The 23,649-nt window shown below is 62.2% G+C and carries 17 protein-coding genes; 16 read left to right on the top strand and 1 reads right to left on the bottom strand.

Translation table 11 applies throughout. From position 1 onward, the window contains the following. Positions 1-4: 4 nt before the first annotated feature. Positions 5-2,368 (bottom strand): outer membrane beta-barrel protein, encoded by a 2,364-nt coding sequence (locus J4862_RS06240; RefSeq protein ID WP_249107407.1) that lies wholly within the window; start codon positions 2,366-2,368, stop codon positions 5-7. A gap of 613 nt (positions 2,369-2,981) precedes the next feature. Here J4862_RS06240 and mscL point away from each other — a divergent pair. The 16 genes from mscL to J4862_RS06160 all read left to right on the top strand — a co-directional run bounded on the left by mscL (position 2,982) and on the right by J4862_RS06160 (position 23,637). Next, the gene (gene mscL, locus J4862_RS06235) at positions 2,982-3,404 is read left to right on the top strand and encodes a large-conductance mechanosensitive channel protein MscL (protein WP_211788266.1); all 423 of its coding nucleotides are present in this window, start codon (positions 2,982-2,984) and stop codon (positions 3,402-3,404) included. Then, on the top strand, positions 3,379-4,488 hold the full coding sequence (locus J4862_RS06230) for a hypothetical protein (RefSeq protein ID WP_211788265.1): 1,110 nt from the start codon (positions 3,379-3,381) through the stop codon (positions 4,486-4,488). Before mscL ends, J4862_RS06230 begins: the two co-directional genes overlap by 26 nt. A 120-nt stretch (positions 4,489-4,608) precedes the next feature. Then, positions 4,609-5,862: an MFS transporter gene (locus tag J4862_RS06225; RefSeq protein ID WP_211788264.1), complete on the top strand. Its 1,254-nt coding sequence runs from the start codon at positions 4,609-4,611 to the stop codon at positions 5,860-5,862. 42 nt (positions 5,863-5,904) lie between these two features. Then, a complete protein-coding gene (locus J4862_RS06220) occupies positions 5,905-6,354 on the top strand; it encodes a YhcH/YjgK/YiaL family protein (protein ID WP_211788263.1) in 450 nt (149 codons plus the stop codon). Beyond that, complete coding sequence (locus J4862_RS06215) at positions 6,347-7,531, top strand: hypothetical protein (RefSeq protein WP_211788262.1); 1,185 nt, start codon at positions 6,347-6,349, stop codon at positions 7,529-7,531. Before J4862_RS06220 ends, J4862_RS06215 begins: the two co-directional genes overlap by 8 nt. Before the next feature lie 62 nt (positions 7,532-7,593). Beyond that, on the top strand, positions 7,594-8,775 hold the full coding sequence (locus tag J4862_RS06210; RefSeq protein ID WP_211788261.1) for a TlpA disulfide reductase family protein: 1,182 nt from the start codon (positions 7,594-7,596) through the stop codon (positions 8,773-8,775). 382 nt (positions 8,776-9,157) lie between these two features. Next, positions 9,158-10,984, top strand: coding sequence for a signal peptide peptidase SppA (sppA, locus tag J4862_RS06205; RefSeq protein ID WP_211788260.1), 1,827 nt, complete (start codon positions 9,158-9,160; stop codon positions 10,982-10,984). A 33-nt stretch (positions 10,985-11,017) separates the two neighbouring features. Further along, positions 11,018-12,124 (top strand): tetraacyldisaccharide 4'-kinase, encoded by a 1,107-nt coding sequence (gene lpxK / locus J4862_RS06200; protein ID WP_211788259.1) that lies wholly within the window; start codon positions 11,018-11,020, stop codon positions 12,122-12,124. A gap of 31 nt (positions 12,125-12,155) precedes the next feature. Then, a complete protein-coding gene (thiL, locus tag J4862_RS06195) occupies positions 12,156-13,247 on the top strand; it encodes a thiamine-phosphate kinase (RefSeq protein WP_211788258.1) in 1,092 nt (363 codons plus the stop codon). Then, on the top strand, positions 13,234-13,827 hold the full coding sequence (locus J4862_RS06190; RefSeq protein WP_211788257.1) for an L-threonylcarbamoyladenylate synthase: 594 nt from the start codon (positions 13,234-13,236) through the stop codon (positions 13,825-13,827). The genes thiL and J4862_RS06190 overlap by 14 nt, the downstream gene beginning before the upstream one ends. Positions 13,828-13,845: 18 nt before the next feature. After that, on the top strand, positions 13,846-15,642 hold the full coding sequence (locus J4862_RS06185) for a chloride channel protein (RefSeq protein ID WP_211788256.1): 1,797 nt from the start codon (positions 13,846-13,848) through the stop codon (positions 15,640-15,642). A gap of 19 nt (positions 15,643-15,661) precedes the next feature. Then, on the top strand, positions 15,662-16,459 hold the full coding sequence (locus J4862_RS06180; protein WP_211788255.1) for a HEAT repeat domain-containing protein: 798 nt from the start codon (positions 15,662-15,664) through the stop codon (positions 16,457-16,459). A gap of 10 nt (positions 16,460-16,469) precedes the next feature. Further along, complete coding sequence (locus tag J4862_RS06175) at positions 16,470-17,162, top strand: RluA family pseudouridine synthase (protein WP_211788254.1); 693 nt, start codon at positions 16,470-16,472, stop codon at positions 17,160-17,162. Positions 17,163-18,328: 1,166 nt separating this feature from the next. Continuing rightward, positions 18,329-20,746 (top strand): TonB-dependent receptor domain-containing protein, encoded by a 2,418-nt coding sequence (locus tag J4862_RS06170; protein ID WP_211788253.1) that lies wholly within the window; start codon positions 18,329-18,331, stop codon positions 20,744-20,746. Between the two features lie 2 nt (positions 20,747-20,748). Further along, positions 20,749-22,191 (top strand): hypothetical protein, encoded by a 1,443-nt coding sequence (locus J4862_RS06165; protein WP_211788252.1) that lies wholly within the window; start codon positions 20,749-20,751, stop codon positions 22,189-22,191. Between the two features lie 36 nt (positions 22,192-22,227). Continuing rightward, entirely contained in the window at positions 22,228-23,637 is a 1,410-nt protein-coding gene (locus J4862_RS06160; RefSeq protein WP_211788251.1) for a hypothetical protein, read from the top strand. The last annotated feature ends 12 nt before the right edge of the window (positions 23,638-23,649 follow it).

The following is a 23,649-nucleotide window of genomic DNA, read 5'->3' as shown; positions in this document are numbered from 1 at the left end:
CGCACTAGAGGTTGAAGCTGTAGCCGACAGCGATCTGATTGTTGCGCAGAGCACCACGTACCGTGTAGTCGAGCGAGAGCGCCCCACCCAGCACCTTCTCTAGACGAGCGCCGAGGATATAGTTGGGGAGGAAGCGCTTGGTAGCACCGACCTTGTTGTAGCCAAGACCTACGCCGAGGTAGGGCGAGAAGTCAGCGCCGAGGAACTTAGGCAGGTTGTAGTGCAGATTGGCATTGAGCCCGAAGCCATTGGTGCTGCCGAAGCCGTAGTAGACGTCGGGCACGAGGTCGAACTTCGACTGGCCGATCTGGGCATAGGCACGTACACCAGCGTTCAGCTGGAACTGATCACCGAAGTTGGGGGCTACGAAGAAGCCTGCACGAGTCAGCGTGAAGACGGGCTCGCTAGCCTCCTTGACACGGATCTCCTGTGCCTGGACCTTGCCCTCAGCGTCACGATCAGCGACGATGATGTGCTGCTGTGCGTGCTGCACCAGAGGCGTAGCGCCCGTCGTGGCCTCACTGGCCTTGCGCGCTACGGTCGTGGTGGCCTTGGCGGTAGCCTCCTGGTTGCTGTTGATGGCATCCAGGCGGTCGATGACCTGATCGAGGCGCTTGACCAGCGCGATATTGGCATCTACCTGCTGCGCGTCGGGCTGAGCAGCACCCTGCTGTACGGGCTGCGCGGGCGCCAGAGCGGGCAGCGCGAACTGCGTAGCCTGGGGGTTGTGGTAGAGCGCATTCAGCAGGAGGATCTTGTCGAGGTCGGAGAGCTGGCTCGAGGTGATGGCGGAGAGCGAGTTGCTAGCGGGCGTCTTGCTCTTCTCCAGGTCGCTGATGACGCGACGTACGAGCTGCTCGAACTGCGTCGTGGTCAGCGTCACCGTGCGGGGCGCATTCTGTGTCTGCTGCACCTTCTTCTCGGTGGTGCTGGCGCTGGCTGTCACGCGCTGCTTCTCCTCGAGGATACGTACAGCGGAGGCCGTGTCCTGACGGGCTACAGCTTCCTCCAGCTGCTTGTTGAGCTTCTGGATGCGTGCGTCGTACTTGGCGCGCAGCTTGTTCAGCTCCTGTAGGTTGGCTTCGTTGGCCTCAGCAAGGGCGCTGTTCACTTGCTCCTGGCTGTAGTTCTCGTAGAGAGCGCGGCCATCGCGTGCAGAGCGACCGAGGTTGAAGCGCAGGCCAGCCTGGTAGAAGGTAGCGACCTTGACCTGCTCGGGGTTCGTCACCTCCGTGATGTCGGGATTGCCGCGCTGCGTCAGCATGGCGTTGACATTCCCGTAGAGGGCGACGTAGCGGTGCAGGGGGATCTCGAGCCCAGCACCACCGAAGAGGAAGAGACCGCTCTCGGCCTTGACTGCGCTGCCGTCACCGACGTACTTCTTACCTGCGTCCAGGTAACCTGCACCGATATTGAGGCTAGGCGTCAGACCTAGGGGCATGTTGAGGCGAGCGATGAAGTTCCCCCCGTACATAGCTAGCTGATCGTTGAAGTTCAGCTTGAGCGTCTGGGGCTTCTCGGTAGCCTGATAGTAGAACCCACGCAGGCCGAAGATGCTGCTGAAGTCTACCCCTGCAGATCCCCCGACGAACCACTGGTCAGCGTAGCCCGTGTTGTTGGCGAAGTCTACATAGGCTACGCCAGGCTCGAGGACGAACTTGAGGCCGCGGAAGCCGTCGGTGTAGAGGTTCTTGTAGGCGCGAGATACGGCGTCGCTAGGCTGTGAGGAGGAGCCCCCGAAGTAGATGTCCAGCGAGGCCTGACCCGTCCAGTTGTGCAGCAGCTTGCTGCCGTTGGTCGCGTCGGTGAGGAAGCGGTTGTTGCCGTTGACGTTGAACATCAGGTCCTTCCCCTCGAGGGAGAGGGCGACGCGCTGACCCATGTTGAACTTCAGACCGAGGCCACCTGCCCCGTAGATCTGCTCTTCCTTGTAGTCCTGCGTCAGACCACCGACGGGCTTACCCGTGTAGGTGAACTTCATCACACCACCGCCTGCGGTGAGGTAGGGGGTAACGACGGCGTTGGACCAGAGGTTGAGCTTGAGCTCACCGCCGATGCGCTCGATGTCGGCGTTGGAGTCGTCGAGCTTGTCGAGCCACTTAGCTGCCCAGTCGGGACGCGTGTCCTTGGTCTTGCCCTTAAGGTCATAGCTGCGCTCATAGAGCCCGCGGATCTCGAAGAGGGGACCGAAGCCGAAGCCGGCACGAATCCCCCAGTAGGGAGCATCCCCAAGGTTAAGCTTCTTGCTCCACTGGGTATACCCGATGACGGGGGCCACGGTGAAGCTGACATCCTGTACCTGTGCTAGAGCTTGGCTGCTGATACCTGCGAGCAGCGAAGCGCACAATACGATAGAGAGTTTTTTCATATGCATACGTGTATGGTGTTACACAATCAATTAGAGTGTACGATCCCTTTAGGGAGCGCGCTACTCTATTGCAAAGATAAGTAAAACACGAGTTTCTGCAATAGAAAGCAAGATTCCGCTTAAAGGTTCATTATTCCTTGTGCCTGAGCCTTCCCCCGCTAGTTTTAGACCGCCGCTTGCAGTCCTCCTTTGGAGCTCCTCCCCGCACGCTCAGCCCGCAGGCAGAGGCTGGATTGGAGCTCGTGAAGGCTAAGGTCGCCCAAGGTGAGCCCTAGGAGTGGGTGCGGTGGAATAGGCTGCGCTGTTTGTCTCCCCTTAGTTCGTCCCGCAGCCTCAGCTAAGGGGGGCTGCGCTGACTGATATCCCTCAGCGTCTTGACTGCCGTCCCTCAGGGCGCTGACTGATATCCCTCGAGGGGCCTGAGGGATATCCCTCGACGGAGCTCCGCCCTAGGACGAGGCGCTGCCCGCTCGGGGCGGAGGCGAGGCGGCGGGGCTACAGGTGGCAGGTGCTGAGGCGGATAGCAGCGTACTTCTTTACGTATTTTTGCTATATTTGTACACCACTATGCGACTCGTATAGGGTGACAGACATTGATAATCAACCAAAGTTTATGAGCAAGTTCGTACAGGAATTCAAGGAATTCGCCCTCAAGGGCAACGTCATGGATATGGCAGTGGGTATCATCATCGGTGGTGCCTTCGGCAAGATCGTATCCTCGCTGGTCAATGACATCATCATGCCTCCCATCGGCCTCATCACGGGCAGCAACTTTGCTGACGCTAAGGCTGTCCTGCGCCCTGCAGAGCTCGCTGCTGACGGTAGCGTAGTCAAGGAGGCTATCGAGCTGAACTGGGGGAACTTCGTCCAGACGACGGTAGACTTCTTCATCATCGCCCTCTCCATCTTCTGCATCATCAAGCTGATGAACAGCTTCCGCAAGAAGGAAGAGGAAGCTCCTGCAGCACCCGCTCCCACGCCTGAGGATATCGAGCTGCTTCGCGAGATCCGTGACGAGCTCAAGCGCCGCGGTTAGTCCCACAGCACGCCTCTGGGTCTTCAACGCTGGGGGAGAGGAGGCTCTGCGCCTCCCAGCCCAGCAGCACTATAGTCCCAGCCGAGAGGTGCGTCGCCTACGCTATGAGGCGACGCACCTCTTGCGTTTACTCGCAGAGCAGGGCGACTACCTCTATCTGCCGGCGCTGGAGGATAGCGCGGCACGCCTCCTCGATCATGAGGGAGCGGAGCTGCCGCGTCCTCCCGAGGCGGGGACGGTACTGGAGGTCAAGCCCTGGGTGCTGGAGCCGCATATCCTCAAGGAACTGACGGCAGCGCCCTGCCTAGCTCCTTATCGCCTGCTGCTGCCCGAGCTGGATGTGCCCTACCGCCGCCTGGCGCATCGTCGAGGCTGCGCGGGGCTCGTGGAGCGCTGCTGCCGCGAGCTTGGCTATCCCGAGGCACTACGGGCGCACTGGGTGGAGGCGGGGGCGGATCGTGCCGAGACCGAGCGGCGGCTCCTCCAGCTCTGGCGGAGACTCGGCTCGGAGCAGGCGGCGGGTGCGCGGCTCGTGCTCAAGCGTCCCTACAGCTCCTCGGGGCGCGGCGTGCAGCTCGTCTCGGCGCTGCCCGAGGCGCGCGAGCTCGCCTCCGCCGTCGGCAGCTGCCAGCGCCTGGGCTCGGTGAGCCTCGAGCCCTACTGGCAGGTGGTGGCCAACTGGGCCCTAGAGTACGAGCGCCTCGAGACGGGCGCGGTGCACTTCGTCGGCTACTCGCACTTCGTCACCTCCGAGCGTGGCGCCTATGCGGGCAATGTGCTGTGGACGCAGCAGCAGCTCGGGGAGCGGCTCAGGGCGCTCGTCCCCGAGCGGGAGCTGGCGGCTCTGATCGCGCTGCACGAGGCCTACCTCAGCGAGCAGCTCGCGGGCTCGAGCTACGTCGGATATATAGGTATAGACCTCTTCGTCTACCGCCGAGGCGAGGTCCTCGCACTGCATCCCGCCGTGGAGATCAACCTGCGCTGCACGATGGGCGTACTGGCGCACCGAGCTCAGCTGAGGGACTGGCCCGAGGGTAGCCGGGAGCTCTTCACCCTCGACTACGGGCAGGGCGTGAGGCGATAGCAGAGGGGGAACACGGCCGAGGCACGTAACTTGGACGCTCCTCGGATAAATACTTATCTTTGCCTTCGTATAGTGTAAATCAATCTGTTTTCACCCGCTCACTAACTACTAAAGACACGCATGTTTACCTCACTACGTAGCAAGAGCTATTACCCGTGGCTCGTGGTCGCTCTCCTCTGGGTCGTGGCGCTCCTGAACTATATGGACCGTCAGATGCTCAGCACGATGAAGGATGCGATGATGCTGGACATCACCGAGCTGCAGAGCGCGGAGAACTTCGGCATCCTCATGGCCATCTTCCTCTGGATCTATGGCTGTGTGAGCCCCTTCGCTGGAGCTATCTCTGATCGCGTCAACCGCAAGTGGCTCATCGTCGGGAGTATCTTCATCTGGTCGCTCGTGACCTTCCTCATGGGGGTGGCCAATGACTTCACCACGCTCAAGGTGCTACGTGCCCTGATGGGGGTCAGTGAGGCCCTCTACATCCCCGCAGGCCTCTCGCTGATTGCCGACTACCACGAGGGCAAGAGCCGCTCGCTGGCCGTAGGGATCCACATGACGGGGCTCTATATGGGGCAGGCGATTGGGGGCTTCGGTGCCACGCTCGCCTCGGCCTACAGCTGGCATACGACCTTCTTCACCTTTGGGATCATCGGGATGGTCTACGCTGGGGTACTGCTGCTCTTCCTGCACGAGATGCCGAAGAAGGCGCCCGCTGCCTCTGCCTCGGCCAAGCCCGCCGAGAGCTTCACCCTCCGCAGCCTAGGGCAGAGCTTCGCCTGGCTCTTCCAGAACGTCGCCTTCTGGGCCATTCTCATCTACTTCGCCGTCCCTAGTCTCCCCGGCTGGGCTACGAAGAACTGGCTGCCGACCCTCTTCTCCGAGAACCTCGGGATCGAGATGAGCGCCGCCGGCCCCCTCTCTACCATCACCATCGCAGCGGCCTCCTTCGTCGGGGTACTCGTCGGGGGGACGCTCTCCGACCGCTGGGTTAAGCGCAACCTCCGCGGACGTATCTATACGGGCGCTATAGGGCTGGCGCTGACCGTACCCTCGCTGATGCTGCTCGGCTACGGGCACTCCACGGTCGCCGTCGTCGGGGCTGGGATCCTCTTCGGCGTGGGCTACGGGATGTTCGACGCGAACAATATGCCTATCCTCTGCCAGTTCGTCCCCTCCCGCCTACGCGCTACGGCCTACGGCTTCATGAATATGATAGGCGTCTTCGCAGGGGCTGCGGTGACGCAGGTACTGGGTCGCTGGAAGGATGAGGGCAACCTCGGCTTTGGCTTCGTCCTGCTGGGGGGCATCGTCCTTGTGGCCCTAGCGATACAGCTCAGCCTCCTGCGCCCCACCACGGACAATATGGAGTAGTCCCCTCGCTCCTCCTATACATTATATATACACCCTACGCTCATGGTACTAGGTACACTCAAGGATAGCGCCCGCTACGAGGCGCTCCACCCCCTCTTCGCACGCGTCTTCGCCTACGTCAAGGAGCACGACCTCCTGCATGCCGAGCTCGGCCGCATCGAGCTGGAGGGCGACACGCTCTTCATCAACAACGTCGAGCCCGCGACCGTCCTCCAGGCCGACCAGCCACTGGAGGCCCATCAGGCCTACCTCGACATCCATGTCCTCCTGGAGGGACGTGAGCGCATCGGCTGGCGCAGCACCGACAGCTGCGAGCGCCCACGTGCGGCCTTCGACGTGGAGAATGACTTCGTCCTCTACGACGACACCCCCACGAGCTACGTCGATCTCCAGCCTGGAGACTTCGCCATCGTCTACCCCGAGGACGCCCATGCGCCGCTGATCGGGCAGGGCGAGAAGATCCGCAAGCTCATCATCAAGGCGCGTGTCTAGCCGCTCCCCCCTGCCCCTCGTGCTCCCGCTCCTCCTCGGTGCGCTCCTCCTCGGCTCCTGTAGCCCGAGTCTACGCGCGCCGAGGCTGAGCTATAGGGAGCTACCGAGCCGCTTCGGTGACCCTGCCTACGACAGCCTCGGCGTGTCGGCGGCAGCGGCGGGGCGACTGGGGGGGCTGCTCTTCTTCGCAGGTGGGGCGAACTTCCCCGAGCGTCCTGCGGCCGAGGGCGGAGCCAAGCGCCTCTACCGCCAGGCCTTCCTCGGCGAGCTCCACGGCACGGAGCTCCGCTGGCGCCCGACGACGGCGCTGCCTCGTCCCCTGGCCTACGGGCTGAGCCTCCAGACGGCCGACACGCTCTTCCTGCTGGGCGGACAGAGCCCAGAGGGTGCGCGCCGTGAGGTCTATGCCCTGACACTCGAGGGAGGAAAAGTGCGCTACCGAGAGCTCGCTCCGCTCCCCTTCACGCTCGACAATGCGGCCGGTGCTGCCTCGGGGAGCTACCTTTATATAGTCGGGGGCAATCAGGATGGCCGTCCCTCCAGAGCCGTATGGCGCTACGACCGCTCGGCACCCGAGCGTGGCTGGCAGCGCCTGGCGGATCTACCCGACCCCGAGGGCTACGTGCAGCCTGTGGCGACCATGCAGGGCGATACGCTCTGGGTCGGCGGAGGCTTCACCCCCGGTAGCCCGATGCGCCCAGCACGGGTACAGCAGGGACTATACCGCCTCATCACCTCACGCCCCGAGCTGGGCTGGCGCGGCTACTATCGTAGAGCGCCGGCCAACGAGCATTCGGGCGGCCTGCTCTTCCCCTGGGGTGGGGCACTTGTTGGGGCTGGCGGCGTCGACCGTGAGGTCTTCTCCGCAGCCCTCGAGCGCATTCGGCTCCTAGCACTCCCCAGCTCGGGGCTATCCCCCGAGGAGCGGGCGCGCATAGAGGCCGAGCAGGCGGGCTACCTGCGCCACCCTAAGGAGTGGTACCGCTTCGAGCGCTCGCTCAGCTTCTTTGACCCCAAGCGAGGGCGCTGGCTCCCCAGCCGCGTCTCGGACGAGCACTTTGCTCGCGCTGGCGCCACTCTCCTCGTCTACAGCCCCGAGTGCGTCCTCGTGATGCAGGGCGAGCAGATGCCGGGCATACGCACGCCCCAGATCATCTGCCTCGAGGCTAAGCCTTAGCTGTGCCCGCTGCAGACAGCAAGCATTCGCTACTATTCACCTTAAATAATCGAACAGACGCAATGAACAAGAATCAATGGCTCCGCGTCGGGCTCCTAGCGCTGGCTGTAGCCACCGCGCTACCCGCCGTGGCTCAGCGCCGCAAGAAGGCCGCCGTACGTCCCGAGGCTCGCGCCGTGGTCGCCAGCCCAGCGTCCCACCAGCCTGGGCGCTACCTTATCCTCGGCTCCGTGCCCGAGAAGCACAACGGCCAGTGGGTCTATCTCTATACTAAGGGCTCGATGAAGGAGAAGCCCGCCGACAGCACCAAGATCGAGGGGGGTAAGTTTACCTTCGACCGCTCCGTAGCTGAGGATGGCTTCGCGGGGCAGCTTTACCTGCCTATGACCTATGCCCTTCCCTTCATTGTCGAGGAGGGGGTCATCCAGGCGCCCATGAACGGCCCGCACGCTAAGGGCGCGCCGCTCAACGACGAGCGCGCTAAGCTCAGCCAGGAGATCGAGAACTATGCCGATGGCTTCCTCGGGCGCTACAAGGCTGCTCGCAAGGACACCACGCTCACCCCTGAGGAGCGCGATGCCAAGTGCGAGGCCATCCTAAACGAGCTCTACAGCGGCCTCGAGCCTCGTCTCTTGGCTGTCCTCGACATGCACAAGGACGACGGGCTCGGCTTCTACGCCCTGACCGAACTCATGCGCGGCTCCAGTGTCGACCTCGCCAAGGCCGAGAGCTACGTCTCCCGCGCTGGTAAGGCTGTGCAGCAGGACCCCCGTGTGCAGGAGTACCTCGACAGCCGTCGCAAGCTCGAGGCCACGCAGCCCGGGGCGATGTTCCAGGACTTCAAGGGCCTCAGCGACGACCAGAAGGAGGTGCGCCTCAGCGACTATGTCGGCAAGGGGCACTACACGCTGGTAGACTTCTGGGCCTCCTGGTGCGGGCCCTGCCGCGCCGAGATGCCCCACCTCAAGAAGGCTCTGGAGGTCTACGGCCCCAAGGGTCTCCAGGTCCTCGGCATCGCTGTCTGGGATAAGATGGAGGACTATCTGAAGGCTGTCCAGGAGCTCAAGCTGCCCTGGCCTCAGATCTTCAACAAGGAGGAGGCTACTGACCTCTATGGTATCAGCGGTATCCCTCAGCTCATCCTCTTCGCTCCTGACGGCAAGATCGTAGCCCGCGACCTGCGTGGTGCGAGGATCGCCAAGACGCTCGACGAGATCCTCAAGACGACGGGCGGCAAGCTCTAGCCTCGCCCCCGCCCCCCTAAACCAAGCAGCCCGCCCCCACCTAGCCTCAGCGCTACGTGGGGGCGGGCTCCCTTCTTCCAGACCTACCCTTTCTCCTCCTGCTCGCTATCCCTCAGCCGCTTGACTGACGACCCTCAGAGGGCTGACTGACGGTACTCAGCGCGGTGACTGGCGGCACTCAGAGGGCTGACTGATATCCCTCGGGAGACCTTCTCCTTAGCTTGCGCGCCGCTGGAGCTTAGGCTGCTGCTCTTCGTCTATAGATGAGAGGAGGGAGGTGGGGGTAGGATGAGGCTCTGTCCGCAGAGGCATCTAGCGGGGTGATAAGGACTATAGGGATAAATCAGTATATTTGTACACACGCATTTATGCCCCTTTGATCATGGATATAACCCCACTTCCACGTAGACCACTCAGCTTTGGGAAAACGGTACTAGCTGCCTTCTTGGGCTTCCTCGGTGCACACGTCATCGCCTGCGGGCTGGCGATCATGTTCTTCTTCGTACTTATTGCGATGATGATCCCGAGTCCCTCCTCACGGGTGCCTGAGCTGGCGTCTAATAGCGTCCTGCGCATTGACCTGGCGGACATACGGGAGATCGTGACCACCGATGACTGGATGCAGTACCTGCCAGGCAATAAGGGCAGTCAGCCCGTCTCGCTGACGCAGGCCATCGAGGGCATACGCAGGGCTAAGGCTAGCGATAAGATCAAGGGGATTTATCTCAACGTAGAGTCCCTCAATGCGGGACTGGCGTCTATCGACGAGCTGCGCAATGCGCTCCTCGACTTCAAGAAGTCGGGGAAGTTCGTCTACGCCTATGGTGACAGCTACGACCAGCGCGCCTATTACCTAGCTACGGCAGCGGACAAGATCTACATCAACCCCGAGGGCTCGGTGAGCCTCGTCGGGCTCGCCAGCAGCACAATGATGATGCGTCAGGCGCTGGACAAGCTCGGGATCAAGGCCGAGGTCTTCAAGGTGGGCACCTACAAGGGGGCCGTCGAGCCCTACATCCTCGACCAGCGCAGCGAGCCCAATAGGGAGCAGACGCGCGTGTACCTCGAGGGCGTATGGGAGCACATGCTTCAGGGGATTGCCTCTGCACGGCGTATCTCGGTCGAGAGCCTGCAGACCTTCACGAATATGGGCCGCGCCTTCGATGAGGCACGTGAGCTACTGCGCTATCGACTCGTGGATAGCCTGGTCTTCCGCCTCGATATGGAGGATATCATCAGCCGCCTTGTAGGGGTGAAGTCCCCCAAGCAGCTGCACCAGGCCAGCCTCGCGGATCTCGTAGCGCAGCCCGACGAGCGTCGTCCGCTACGTGATGCTCCCGAGATCACCGTCCTCTATGCCGAGGGCGACATCATGTCGGGCAGCTCCTATGGTGAGGGGATAGGTGAGCAGCTGGCCCAGGACCTCAAGCGGGTCGCCGAGGAGGGCAAGGCCAAGGCCCTCGTGCTGCGTATCAACAGCCCAGGCGGTAGTGCCTTCCTCAGTGAGGCCATTTGGCACGAGATGCGCCGCCTCAAGAAGAAGATGCCCGTCGTCGTCTCTATGGGAGACCTCGCAGCCTCGGGGGGCTACTACGTCGCCTCGGCAGCAGATGCCATCGTCGCTAGCCCCATGACCTTGACGGGATCGATCGGTATCTTCGGCATCATCCCCGACGCCTCGGCACTGGCGCAGCGTCTTGGACTGTCGATGGACGTCGTCAAGACTTCGCCCTATGCAGGGGTGCTCGATGCGAGCTTCTTCGGCTTCCAGTTGCAGGGCCTTAGTCCCGAGGCGCGCAGCGCTGTGCAGCGTATGGTCGAGCGCGGCTACCGCACCTTCCTCAGCCGTGTCAGCGAGGGGCGTGATATGCCCGTTGACTCGGTCGACAAGGTTGGTCAGGGTCGCGTATGGCTGGGGTCGAAGGCCAAGGAGCTCGGCCTCGTCGATGAGCTCGGTGGGCTCGACACTGCCATCCAACTGGCCGCCAAGCTCGCTGGCATCAGCAAGAACTACCGTGTGAACTATGGGGAGACCTCCCGCAGCCTTTGGGATCAGCTCTTCTCCAGCGAGACCTCCGATAGCTTCGTGGCCCGTCTGCGTGCCAAGTTCATGACCGAGGAAGAGCGCCGCGTCAGCCTCTTGATGCGTCAGCTCACCACCTATTCAGGCATCCAGGCTCGTCTGCCCTACGGCACGACACCTTACTAAGCCTTAGCCTGCTAGCCCCCACAGCTCCCTGCTATGCAGCGCCGCGACAATCCACTCCTCAAGCTCTGCTCCCTCGTCTACGGCGCTGGGGTGAGCCTCCGCAACTACCTCTTCAATAGCGGGCTGCTGCGGGAGCACCACTACGACATCCCGCTGATCTGTGTGGGCAACATCACCGTCGGAGGTACGGGTAAGACGCCGCACATCGAGCTGATCATCGAGCTGCTGCGTCCCAGCTACCGCCTGGCCGTCATCAGTCGCGGCTATAAGCGCTCCAGCCGTGGCCTGCAGGACGTCACTCCAGGGGCCAGCGTGCAGCAGATAGGCGATGAGCCGAAGCAGCTGAGCCTCAAGTATCCTGAGGTGCGCCTCATTGTCGACGGCGACCGCCGCAGAGCGATGCGCTACCTCATGGCCTTGCCCGAGGCCGAGCGTCCCGAGGTGGTGCTGCTGGACGATGGCTTCCAGCACCGCTACGTGCACCCGTCCTTCAGCATCCTCCTGATCGATGCCAGCCGCGAGCTGCATGAGGATGCCCTGCTCCCCGCAGGCAATCTGCGTGAGCCTGCCTCAGCGCGCTACCGCGCCGACTCCATCATCATGACGAAGTGCCCCGAGGATATGTCACCCATCCAGATGCGTATCATGCAGCGCAACCTCGCGCTCTATCCGCATCAGCAGATCTTCTTCTCGCACATCTGCTACCATCGTCCGCACAGGCTACGTAGCCTAGCAGGCACGGCCTCCTCCCATCGTGGGGGCGAGCTGCCCGACGGGGTGCGCCTGGTGGCCCTCTCGGGGATAGCCGCGCCGCAGAGCTTCCACAGCTACCTCGAGAGCAAGTACCGCCTCGTCGAGCGCCTCGTCTATCCCGACCACCACAGCTACCGCTCGCGAGACCTCGCCACCATCGCACAGTGCTACGAGGCGCTGCAAGCCCAGAGCCCCGATCCGCTCTACCTGATGACGACGGAGAAGGATGCCGTGCGTCTCGTGGAGCTGCAGGACGAGCTGCCCGCCGAGCTGATCGACCATCTATACTACCTCCCCATACGGACGGAGATCCTCTACCAGCGGGAGGCCTTCGAGCAGATGCTGCAGCGCGCAGCCAGTGCTCTCCCGCCAGCGCTGAGACGCTGAGCAGTACGAACTAAGTAAGTCAAGCATCTAGATGCAGAGAACAGAGTTGGCCGAGCTCGGGGAGTTCGGCCTTATACGCCACCTGACCCAGGGGCTGCCCAAGCATAATGACACGACCGTGCTCGGTGTCGGCGATGATGCCGCCATCGTAGCCTACCCCGAGGGCACTGAGACCCTCGTCACGACCGACCTCCTGCTGGAGGGCATTCACTTCGACCTCACCTACACCCCGCTCAAGCACCTCGGCTACAAGGCGGCTGTCTCGAGCTTCTCCGATATCTACGCGATGTACGGGCACCCGCAGCAGCTCACCGTCTCGCTAGGCGTGTCGGCACGCTTCGCGCTGGAGGACCTCGAAGAGCTCTATGCGGGGCTGAGGCTGGCCTGCGACCGCTATGGGGTGGACCTCATCGGCGGCGATACCAGCTCCAGCCTCACGGGGCTATGCCTGAGCATCACTTGCCTCGGCATCGTGGCTAAGGGGGAGGCGACGCGTCGCAATGGGGCACAGCCTACCGACCTCATCTGTGTGAGCGGGAACCTTGGTGCGGCCTTCATGGGGCTGCAGCTGCTGGAGCGCGAGAAGCGCGTCTTCGCGGGGCAGACGGGCGACTTTGACCCTGACTTCGCTGGGCGTGAGTACATCCTCGAGCGCCAGCTACGCCCCGAGGCACGGCAGGACATCATCCGCCAGCTTCAGGAGCAGGGACTGCGTCCGACCGCAATGATCGACAGCAGCGATGGTCTGGCGAGCGAACTGCTTCACCTAGCTAAGGAAAGCGGCGTAGGGATACGCATTTACGAGGAGCGCCTACCTATCGACGTCGAGACGGCCAGCATGGCCGAGGAGCTCGGCATGTCGACGACGACGGTGGCCCTCAGCGGCGGCGAGGACTTCGAGCTCATCTTCACCCTGCCGCTCGGGGAGCTGGACCGCATCCGCTCGCTAGAGGGGGTGCACGTCATCGGGCACGTCACGGAGGCGGGACAAGGCTGCTACCTCGTCACGCCCGATGGGGCAGAGATCAAGCTGCGTGCCCAGGGCTGGCCCGAGGAGGCCGAGGGTACGCCCGCTACCGATACCAAGGACCAAGCTACAGACAAGGCTCATGAAGAAGACTAAGGACGAGGAGCTCTACGCCCCCGAGGACCTAGCTCAGGCCGTAGAGACGCTGCGCCGCGGCGGTATCATCCTATATCCTACCGATACGGTATGGGGCATCGGCTGCGACGCGACCAATGAGGAGGCCGTGCGCCGCATCTATGAGCTCAAGCAGCGTGCCGATAGCAAAAGCATGCTCGTACTCATCGACGAGACCTACCCACTGGAGTCCATCGTCGGGCCCGTGCCCGATGTGGCCTACGACCTCATGGAGCTGGCGGTGCGTCCCATCACCATCATCTATCAGGGGGCTAAGGGTGTGGCGCCCTCATTGCTAGGCGAGGGGCAGAGCCTCGGCATTAGGCAGAGCCGGGAGAAGTTTTCCTCCGCCCTCTGTCGCCGCCTGCGTCGCCCCATCGTCTCGACCTCGGCCAATATCAGCGGCGACCCTACGCCGCTCTTCTTCGACGGGATCAGCCCCGCGATCCTTGAGGGTGTAGACTACGTCGTACGCTATCGTCAGACGGATAAGACCCCTAGCAAGCCCTCGCAGATCATCATGCTGGGCCCCTCGGGAGAGGTCAAGGTCATCCGTCCCTAGCCTGCTTGCTATCGCCCTATGAAGCTCGGACTAGCCACAGGCCGCACGCTGCTGGAGCGCCTCATCGTCTGGCGGGAGCAGCATATCAGCGAGCGCTACTTCATCCTCCTGCTTAGTCTCTCCATCGGTGTCACGATGGCGCTGCTGGCGGCCTTCCTCAAGTTCATCATCCATCATATAGAGCGCTTCCTGCTCCTCGGTATAGACGAGCACAGCTACCTCTACTTGATCCTGCCCGCGCTGGGGATCCTGCTGTCGCTGCTCTTCGTACGCTACGTGGTGCGCGATGACATCAGTCACGGTGTGACGAAGGTGCTCAGTGCCATCTCGCAGCGCAAGAGTCGGCTGAAGCCCCACAATACCTGGTCCTCACTCATAGCCAGTGCCATCACCATCGGCTTCGGGGGCTCGGTCGGGGCGGAGTCGCCCATCGTGCTGACGGGCGCAGCTATTGGGTCGAACTTCGGCCGCCTCTTCCGCCTCGAGCAGCGCAACCTGATGCTGCTCATCGGCTGCGGTGTGGCTGGCGCGCTGGGAGGCATCTTCAAGGCACCCATCACGGGGCTGGTCTTCGTCATCGAGGTGCTGCTGCTGGACCTGACGATGGCCTCAGTGCTGCCGCTGCTGGTGAGCTCCGTCTCTGCGGCCGCTGTGGCCTATATCCTCACGGGTAAGGAGATCCTCTTCCAGTTCATCCCCACAGATCCCTACCATATAGAGCGCATCCCGCTGATGATCCTGCTGGGGATCCTCTGCGGGCTGATCTCGCTCTATTTCTCCAAGACGATGTTCCGCATCGAGGGTGCCTTCAAGCGGGTGGAGAGCCGTCGCCGTCGCTACTTCATCTCCGCGGCCATCCTCTCTCTCTTGATCTTCCTCTTCCCTCCGCTCTATGGTGAGGGCTATGATGCGATCAATACGCTGCTGGACGGGCAGTATATCGAGCTGCTCGAGGGGAGCCTCTTCGAGGGCTTCGCGGGCTCCTATTGGGTCGTCTTTGCCTTCTTCCTCTTGACGCTGCTCTTCAAGGTCTTCGCCTCGGTGGCGACGAACTCAGGCGGCGGCTGCGGCGGGCTCTTCGCCCCCACGCTCTTTGCTGGCGGCTTCACGGGCTTTATTTTCTCCTACCTGGTCAATTACTTCTCCTCGCTGCAGGTCTTTATCTCGCCGAAGAACTATATCCTGCTCGGGATGGCGGGCCTGATGGCTGGGGTGATGCATGCCCCCTTGACGGGGGTCTTCCTCATCGCCGAGCTCTCGGGCGGCTACAACCTCTTCCTGCCGCTGATGCTGGTCTCGCTGACCTCCTTCGCCACGATACGTATCTTCATGCCGCACAGTATCTACTCGCTGCGCCTGGCGGAGCAGGGTAAGCTCCTGACGCATCAGAAGGATACGGCCGTGCTGACGCTGATGAATGTCGAGCACGTGCTGGAGCAGGACTTCGAGCGCGTCAGTCCCGACATGACTCTAGGGGAGATGGTGCGCGTCATCAGCGTCAGCCATCGCAATTCCTTCCCCGTCGTCGATAGCCAGGGTATGCTGGTGGGGATCGTGGAGCTGGACAATGTGCGCAACATCATGTTCCGCCCCGAGCTCTACGAGCGCTACCGCGTTCGCCGCTTCATGGTCACACCCGAGGTCAAGGTCTATGCCTCGACGCCGATGACCAAGGTGATGCGCCTCTTCGACGAGACTAAGGCGTGGAAGATGCCCGTCGTCGATGATGAGGGTCGCTACCTAGGCTTCATCTCCAAGAGTGCCATCTTCAACAGCTACCGCGAGGTGCTCAACGCGACCTTCATCGGCGACTAAGCCCAGTAGTCCCCCATACATGACCCAAGCCAAACGTGTAGGCGCACGCTCGGTCGCTCAGATCCCTACAGACCTACTCGAGCAGATCAATCGAGGCGAGACCGAGACGGCCAACCTCACCGAGTGGTTAGCCGTAGACCAAGTAGCCCTACTGGAGCACCAGCTCTACCTCCTCGGGCGTAGCGACTATCTCCCCGAGCTCCTAGCTCAGATCCGTGCCCAGAGGAAGCCCTCCACCCACAGTACCTGTAGCGTGATAGGTCGTAGCCTCGGCCAGCTCACCCGCCAGCAGGGAGACGAGACCCTGCTCCATCAGCTGGCCACACACCCCTCCGACATGCTCCGCTGCTGGGCGGCCTATGCCCAGCCCCATACGAGCCTGCAGGAGGCCCTACGCTATATATACCCCTTCGCTCGAGACGAACACTTCGGCGTGCGGGAGGTCGCTTGGTTTGCCCTTCGCCAGCAGATCATAGACGAGCTGGATGAGGCTATCCCCGCGCTAGCAGATTGGGCGAAGACGGATGAGAGCGAGTATATTCGCCGCTTTGCCTCGGAGGCTACCCGCCCCTGTGGGGTATGGTGCGCACACAGCACACGGCTCAAGGAGCAGCCCGAGCTGGGCTTGCCTATCCTGACGCCCCTGCGTAGAGACCCCTCGCGCTATGTACAGAATAGTGTGGGGAACTGGCTCAACGATGCCTCCAAGGCCCAGCCACAGTTCGTCGAGACCCTATGCGCGGCTTGGCTCGAGGAGCATGACTGCCCCGAGACAAGGTACATCACCAAGCGCGCCCTACGTAGTCTCCATAAATGACCCTACTCCTATGGCTCATCCATACACCCCTATCCTGATCTACGAAGATAACCACCTGCTGGTGGTGAGCAAGCGCCCGGGCGAGATCGTCCAGGGAGATAAGACGGGCGACGAACCGCTGAGCGAAGCCCTCAAGGGCTACCTCAAGGAGAAGTATCAGAAGCCCGGCAATGTCTTCCTCGGCGTCGTCCATCGCCTTGACCGACCCGTCGGAGGCCTCGTGGTCTTTGCCAAGACGAGCAAGGGACTGAGCCGTATGAACGAGCTCTTCCGCCGTGGCGAGGTGCAGAAGCGCTACTGGGCGATCGTCACCGCCCGCCCGCCGAAGGAGTCCGACACGCTGGAGCACTACCTCGTGCGTAATGAGCAGCAGAACAAGAGCTACGTAGCGCAGCGCCCCGACCGCCCAGGGGCGAAGCTGGCACGCCTGAGCTACCGTCTCCTCGCCTCGGGCGATCGCTATCACCTCGTGGAGGTCGAGCTGCATACGGGCCGCCACCATCAGATCCGCTGCCAGCTGGCGGCCATCGGCTGCCCTATACGAGGCGACCTCAAGTACGGGGCTGCGCGCAGTAATCCTGACGGCAGCATCAGCCTGCTCTCGCGCCGCACGACCTTCGTCCATCCCGTCAGCGGGATAGCGCTAGATCTGACGGCCCCTGTGCCCGACGAGCCACTGTGGCACGCCCTCTCGGGCGAGTAGCCGCCTCGCCTGTCTCGTCTCCACCTAGCCCTAAGACTACGAGCCTCGGGGGCTGACCAGTGCGGTCAGCCCCCGAGGCTTTTCTTATATCCCACTCCGCCCCTAGTGGGGACGAAGCGGGAGGCTGCTGTCGGGAGCTAGCGCGGCTGCCCAAGGCTTGCTCAAACCGCTTGGAGATGTCCCAACGGGGCGACCCTCAAAGCGTCCGCGGTGTAGCGTCATACCGCTTTGCGCTTGGTCTTCCTTGTTTTGAGGGTCGCCCCTGTAGGGCTCGCTGAATAAGGGAATGCTTTACCCAGGGTTCTGTCACGCTTACAGCGTTCCTTCACCCTGGGCTTTGGACGGGTCGCCCCGCAGGGGCTTGCGCAGCTGCTTGCCCTTAGCTGGATGGGTAGGGATAGGCTGCGGGGAACTTGGTCTGTCGGGGGCTTGTCCAGAAGGAGAAGGGCAATCCTAACGCAAATCTGCTATAGGCTAGGGACTCTTAGAGATCGGCTAAGGGATAAGTAGAAAGAGGAGCTGGCTATCCTCAAGGCTTGCTCAGGCGGCTTGGAGAAGCCCCTGCAGGGCGACCCAATCAGAGCCCAGGGTGAGGGAACGTTGTAAGCGTGACGGAACCCTGGGTAGGCTAGATCAATAGGAATAAAGCCCTACAGGGGCGACCCTCAAAACGTCCATAGTGTAGCGTCATACCGCTTGAAGCTTGGGCTGTCGGGGGCTTGGAGGCTAGGGGCGGGGGAGCTGAGGGGTATCAGTCACGGCCGTGAGGGTCGTCAGTCGGCGAGCTGAGGGACGGCTGTCAGCGCGCTGATGGATATCAGTCTGCGCAGCCTACCCGAGGGGCGGCGAAGCGGCGGGCTGTAGGCTACGGACAGCCGCTGCGCCCCTGCGTGTGCTTCGCCTAGAGGAACAGCTGCGAGAGCGGACTCCGCGGGCTAGACGGGAGCTAAGGGAAGCAGCTCGCGGAGGGGCTGACTGAGCTGCCTTGGGTAAAATGCCGCAGAAGATCGGCATTACTCGGTATAGCCCTAGGGAAAGTGGGGCAAAATTACCCACTACTGGGTATTGAAAGGCTCAAAGCCTTGAGATACCTTTGCCCCCGTACCAAGACCGCCTGGCCCCTAGCCACCAGGATCGATCGTCGCAACATCATGAAATGAATATCTATGCAAGCTAGACAAGTACCTAAATGCATCCCCTGGACTCGTATCTACGGGCTCAGTGGCTTGCTCCTAGCCCTGCCCCTGATCTGCCCACTACCTCTGGCAGCCGACCCCGGGACAGCGAGCTACCTCGAGACAAAGGCGGAGCAGCACCAGCTCTCCTTCATCATACGCAGCGAGCGTACTCGAGAGCCCATCATCGGCGCCATCGTGCGCTGCTCGGGGGCGCTTAGTCCCAACTCTACCGACGCGCAGGGGCAGTGCACGCTGCGCTTCCGCAGCCTCCCCACGACGCTCCGTGTAGAGGTCAGCTCCGTCGGCTACAAGAAGCTGGTGCGCAGCCTGACGCCCATCGAGGGCAAGCCCATCACCCTCTTCCTCAAGGAAGATGTGCGCGAGATCGACAAGGTCACTGTGACGGCTCGCCAGCGCCATACCACCCAGCTCCAGCAGACGGCACGCATCAGTAGCGAGCAGCTGGAGAAGGGGGGCGCCACCTCACTGGCGAAGATGCTCGAGACTATCCCAGGCGTCAGCTCCATCAGCACGGGGAGCACGGTCGCCAAGCCCGTGATCCAGGGCATGCACAGCAGCCGTATCCTCCTGATGAATAATGGCGTGCGCCTCGAGAGCCAGAGCTGGGGCGCTGACCACGCCCCTGAGATCGACTATACCAGCTCCAGCATGGTCGAGGTCGTCAAGGGTGCCGAGTGTGTGCGCTATGGCTTCGGGGCTATGGGGGGCGTCGTCCTGCTCAATGACGCACCGCTCCCACATGGGCAGGACCGCCTGCACTTCAGCGGCAAGGCTAATGTGGGCTACGATACCAACGCCCGCGGCTTCAGCGGATCGACGACCCTCGAGACGGGCTACCGCCGCTGGGGACTCCGTCTGCATGGAATGTACACGCGCGGCGGAGACTACAGCACCGCAGAGTATGTCCTGAACAATACGGGCTACAACAATATCAGCCTCTCCGGTCAGCTCGGCTACCACGGCAGCCGCGTGACGGCGACGCTCCTCTCCAGCCTCTACTATCAGCGCAGCGGGATCTACTACGCCAGTAAGGTCTCGGACCTAGATCAGCTGACCAAGCGCTTCGAGTACGGGCGTCCCGACCCCTCGAGCTTCTTCCCCTTCTCCTACACCATCAAGCCGCCCTTCCAGCAGTCGCAGCACTTCACCCTCAAGGGCGAGCTGAAGTGGACGATCAACGATGACCACAAGGTGGACGTCACGGCCTCCTTCCAGGAGAACCTCCGTCAGGAGTTCGAGAACCGCAAGAAGACTGAGTGGAGCTGGGTGCCGATGCAGGACCTGATCCTCAAGACCTTCAAGGTCGACCTAGGCTGGCACGCACGCTGGCACCGCTGGGGCATGACCACCGACGTAGGGACGGCAGGCACCTACCAGACCAACTTCAACTACCCAGGGACGAAGCAGCCCGCTTTCGTACCGAACTTCGCCGCCCTCACCATGGGTGGGCACGTGCTGCATAAGGCACAGTTCGGCGCCCTGCAGTGTGCCCTCGGGATGCGCTACGACTTCCGCGTCATGAGCGTCAATGGCTATACGAGCCTTAGTAACTATACCTACTACGACGACTTCAAGCTCTATAGCAACTTCACCAGTAGCCTCGCCTCGCACTATACCATCAATGACCACTGGGACGTGCGCGCCAATATCGGCTGGTCGTGGCGCCCACCGGATATCAACGAGCTCTACGCCATCGGGCTGCAGGAGGGCTCGTACTGGGTCGTGGGTAATAAGAGTCTCGAGAGCGAGCGCGGCTACAAGCTCGTCCTCGGCGGACGCTACCGCACGCCTTTGCTCTCCATCGAGCCGAGCGCCTTCTACCAGCACATCGACAGCTATATCTACGACCATATAGGGCAGGGGAAGGAGCGCTATCACAATCATCCGAGCGGGAAGTACCCCAAGTTCGTCTACGATCAGGATGACGTGCGTCTCTACGGGGCCGACATCGAGGCTACGGTGCAGGCGATGCAGGGGCTGACCTTCGTGGGCAAGGGCGAGTGGATCCTAGCGCGCAATAGGACGCGTGGCGGCTGGCTGCCCTTCATGCCCTCCGACCGCTATGGGCTCTCGGGAACCTACGAGCGCAGCTTCGGGCAGAAGGGTAAGTACCACGGCTCGCTCTCGCTCTCGGGGCTCTACGTGACGAAGCAGACGCGCTTCGACCCCGACAAGGACCTCGTCTCCGATTCGCCCGACCCTTACTTCTTGCTCAACGGGACCCTGGAGTTCGGCATCCGACTGCCTGAGCGCCGTGAGGTCAAGTTTATGCTCGTCGGGGACAACATCCTCAACGCGCTGTACAAGGAGTACACCGACCGCTTCCGCTACTACGCCCATGAGCGTGGTATCAACCTCTCCCTACGTACCCTCATCAAGTTCTAGATATGAATAAGACACTCTACGGATCGCTCCTCGCCCTCGGGGCACTGCTGCTGACGAGCTGCTCGGAGGACCGCGTGGATGAGTTCTTCAAGGGCCTCATCCAGGCACCCGCCTCCTCCATCGAGCGTGATGTCAAGGGCCACGAGCAGATCTATGCCATCCATGCCATCCTGCGCGTAGCGGTCAAGGGCGCCACGATCGGCGTCGGCCCCGACGGCAGCGAGCAGGTCCAGACCTACGCCAGCTACCACGTGGTAGGCGACGGGCACAACATCCCGCTGATGCAGGAGATCGACATCGCCAAGGACGATGAGGGACAGATGACCATCGTCTCGGAGCGTGACCACTTCGACGTCGTCGTCTCCGATAACCTCTACTACGGCCTCGAGCTCAAGTACTACGACCAGAATGGGATGCTGATCAACCACCAGTTCTCAGGCTATCCCTTCAAGCGCAGCAAGGAGGGCTATCCCATCCCAGACGAGGATAACGCCACGCTGCTGGTGCATCAGCACTTCTTCGGCATAGGTAATAGCTCGCTGAACCAAGCCTTCACCTCGGGCGGCAAGACCGAGACGCGCAAGGCCACCTACCTAGCCTACCCCCGCACGCTCGGGGATCAGCCCCTGTACTACGACCGCTATACCTTCCGCGACAAGGGGGGTAAGGCCGAGCTCGCCTCTAAGTTCTCCACCAGCAACATCTTTGCCCCAGAGAACTACACCCTAGGTGGCAACCTCGTCCCCTACAGCCAGGAGCTCGCCTGGCGCTCTATCGAGGTCTCGGGCAAGCCCGAGTATGCCGAGCCCTACACGGCCAAGGACGGCAAGAGCTACCGCCTCTATAAGGGCATCGACCTACAGACGCTGGGGAAGCTCACCCCCGAGCTCTTCACCTATGAGTACCGCGACACGGACCCCGTAGAGGAGGAGCTGGGTAAGACCTTTACCGACAGCTACAGCGATGACTTCGTAGACCCAGACACGGACGCCCCACGCCAGCGCTATGGCGAGACGGTGGGCTTCCTGCGCCAGAGCCGTAGCCTCGACGTGGGGACTCCCCGCGACCGCCTCGGCTTCAAGGGCGTCATGCAGTTCCGCAAGGCTAACCTAGCCTTCCAGCTCCAGGTACGTATCTGCCATATCCAGAATAAGGTGTCCCGCATCGTCGGCGAGACGGAGAAGCCCGCCAAGTACGGCAACGTGGCTAACTCCAACGAGGGCTACCTCTGGGACTTCAACCAGCTGCAGCCGGGCTGGGATAGCTTCGACATCGACTACCCCCTGCCTATCCGCGTGATCGCCGACGCCAAGGACGGAGCCGAGAAGTGCTACGAGTCGGTCAAGCGCTACTACCCTCAGGTCGACAAGACGAAGCTCTGGCAGCTCCTCTCCTCGCCCGCGAGCTACCTCCAGCAGTACCGGCACAATGTGGTACTCATGTAGTCACACCCCCTCCACCCACTATACCGAGAAGATCAGATGAATAGAATACTTCTATCCGCGCTGGCGTTGCTGGGGCTCTGTAGCCTCCTCACGTCCTGCGATAGCTTCGTCTTCGGCAACGTCCATGTGGACTACGAGGACAGCCCCCTCAATGCTAAGGCCGTCCCGCACAGCGGCGCCGACCGCTACGTCGATAGCCTGCTGAAGGTCAAGGTCAGCGAGCCGCTGCAGAATCCCGACCCTGAGGGCGCCTTCAAGGACTGGGCGACCTGCCTGGTCATGTTCAAGGAAGGCCACTCCCACGGCAGCGAAGGGATGGTGCACGGCAACTTCGTCTACCACAACGCCCCTTGGCGTCAGGAGGAGTTCGCCATCATCCACAACGGCATGGGGCCTTGGCCTCGGGTCGATATCCAGCGCAATAGCACCGTCACCTACCTTGAGCAGAACGAGGGCAAGCAAGGCCCCGACTACATCCGCATCATAGGTGGGAAGCTCAAGCGCTGGGGGATCGTCCTCTACTTCTTCGATAAGGAGGGGCGCCTGATGAACGACCGTATCCTCGAGCAGTCCGACCAATACCAGATCTTCTTCACCGTCAGTGAGGTCGACGACAAGGGGCAGCCCTACGAGGTGATGGACGTGCGTGGCACCTGGCGCCCTGGCCGTGACCAGTTCGGCGAGTGGGTCAAGGGCGGCACGATCGACCCTAAGCCTATCCCCTCACCCACCTTCGCGGGTAAGTCCACCTGGCAGGATCGGGCGAAGCTGACCCCCAGCATCTTCCAGTACACCTACCGCGATACCTGGGTGCATGACGCCATGGGCGACGGCGTGCGCGAGCTCTTCAACCAGCGCCTCCTACCGCCGCTGACCAAGGACGATGCCAACTGGGCGGTAGGCCCCTACGACCAGGACCGCGTCGGGCTGAAGGGACACTTCAACTTCGACATCGAGGCCGACGAGAGCGACCGCGCCCACCGCGACTGGCCGCTGGAGATCACGCGCCGCGTAGACCCCACGACGGGGCAGGGCGGACGCTACACGCGCCCCACCTATCTCCTGCCGCGCTTCTACCTCTCCGTGCGTGTGATGAAGTGTCCCAAGGGTAAGAAGGCGCTCATCCCACGCGACACCTACCTCAGCCGCCACTCGACCTACCAGTTCCTCAGCAAGTTCATCTGCGCCGACGCACACAACCCGGACGAGGCTAAGGAGTACGGCGCAGACTCGCAGTGGAAGGATGTGCTGCGCTTCAATATCCCGATCAAGGTCTTCTGCAGCAGCTTCGACACCGACCCGACGACGATCGACCCCAACGACCCCTTCTACTACTTCCTCGGGCAGGAGATCGGCCTGCGCTCGGAGGAGGCCCTCGAGGCGGCGCAGAATGTGCAGACCCATGGCGTGGGCGGTGGCTCAGGCCTCGGCAACTGGTTCCTCTAGACAGCTCCCTAA

Source organism: Porphyromonas sp. oral taxon 275 (assembly GCF_018127745.1).
GTDB lineage: Bacteria > Bacteroidota > Bacteroidia > Bacteroidales > Porphyromonadaceae > Porphyromonas.
Note: the sequence above shows the minus strand (reverse complement) of the source record. Positions and strands in the feature narration are given on the sequence as shown.

Excerpts from the sequence above, each read along its gene's own strand:
- lpxK (WP_211788259.1), top strand. The coding sequence starts at position 11,018 with ATGCAGCGCCGCGACAATCCACTCCTCAAGCTCTGCTCCCTCGTCTAC.
- J4862_RS06220 (WP_211788263.1), top strand. The coding sequence starts at position 5,905 with ATGGTACTAGGTACACTCAAGGATAGCGCCCGCTACGAGGCGCTCCAC.
- J4862_RS06175 (WP_211788254.1), top strand. The coding sequence starts at position 16,470 with ATGGCTCATCCATACACCCCTATCCTGATCTACGAAGATAACCACCTG.
- J4862_RS06190 (WP_211788257.1), top strand. The coding sequence starts at position 13,234 with ATGAAGAAGACTAAGGACGAGGAGCTCTACGCCCCCGAGGACCTAGCT.
- J4862_RS06240 (WP_249107407.1), bottom strand. The coding sequence starts at position 2,368 with ATGAAAAAACTCTCTATCGTATTGTGCGCTTCGCTGCTCGCAGGTATC.
- J4862_RS06180 (WP_211788255.1), top strand. The coding sequence starts at position 15,662 with ATGACCCAAGCCAAACGTGTAGGCGCACGCTCGGTCGCTCAGATCCCT.
- mscL (WP_211788266.1), top strand. The coding sequence starts at position 2,982 with ATGAGCAAGTTCGTACAGGAATTCAAGGAATTCGCCCTCAAGGGCAAC.
- J4862_RS06185 (WP_211788256.1), top strand. The coding sequence starts at position 13,846 with ATGAAGCTCGGACTAGCCACAGGCCGCACGCTGCTGGAGCGCCTCATC.
- sppA (WP_211788260.1), top strand. The coding sequence starts at position 9,158 with ATGGATATAACCCCACTTCCACGTAGACCACTCAGCTTTGGGAAAACG.
- thiL (WP_211788258.1), top strand. The coding sequence starts at position 12,156 with ATGCAGAGAACAGAGTTGGCCGAGCTCGGGGAGTTCGGCCTTATACGC.
- J4862_RS06160 (WP_211788251.1), top strand. The coding sequence starts at position 22,228 with ATGAATAGAATACTTCTATCCGCGCTGGCGTTGCTGGGGCTCTGTAGC.
- J4862_RS06165 (WP_211788252.1), top strand. The coding sequence starts at position 20,749 with ATGAATAAGACACTCTACGGATCGCTCCTCGCCCTCGGGGCACTGCTG.
- J4862_RS06225 (WP_211788264.1), top strand. The coding sequence starts at position 4,609 with ATGTTTACCTCACTACGTAGCAAGAGCTATTACCCGTGGCTCGTGGTC.
- J4862_RS06210 (WP_211788261.1), top strand. The coding sequence starts at position 7,594 with ATGAACAAGAATCAATGGCTCCGCGTCGGGCTCCTAGCGCTGGCTGTA.
- J4862_RS06170 (WP_211788253.1), top strand. The coding sequence starts at position 18,329 with ATGCAAGCTAGACAAGTACCTAAATGCATCCCCTGGACTCGTATCTAC.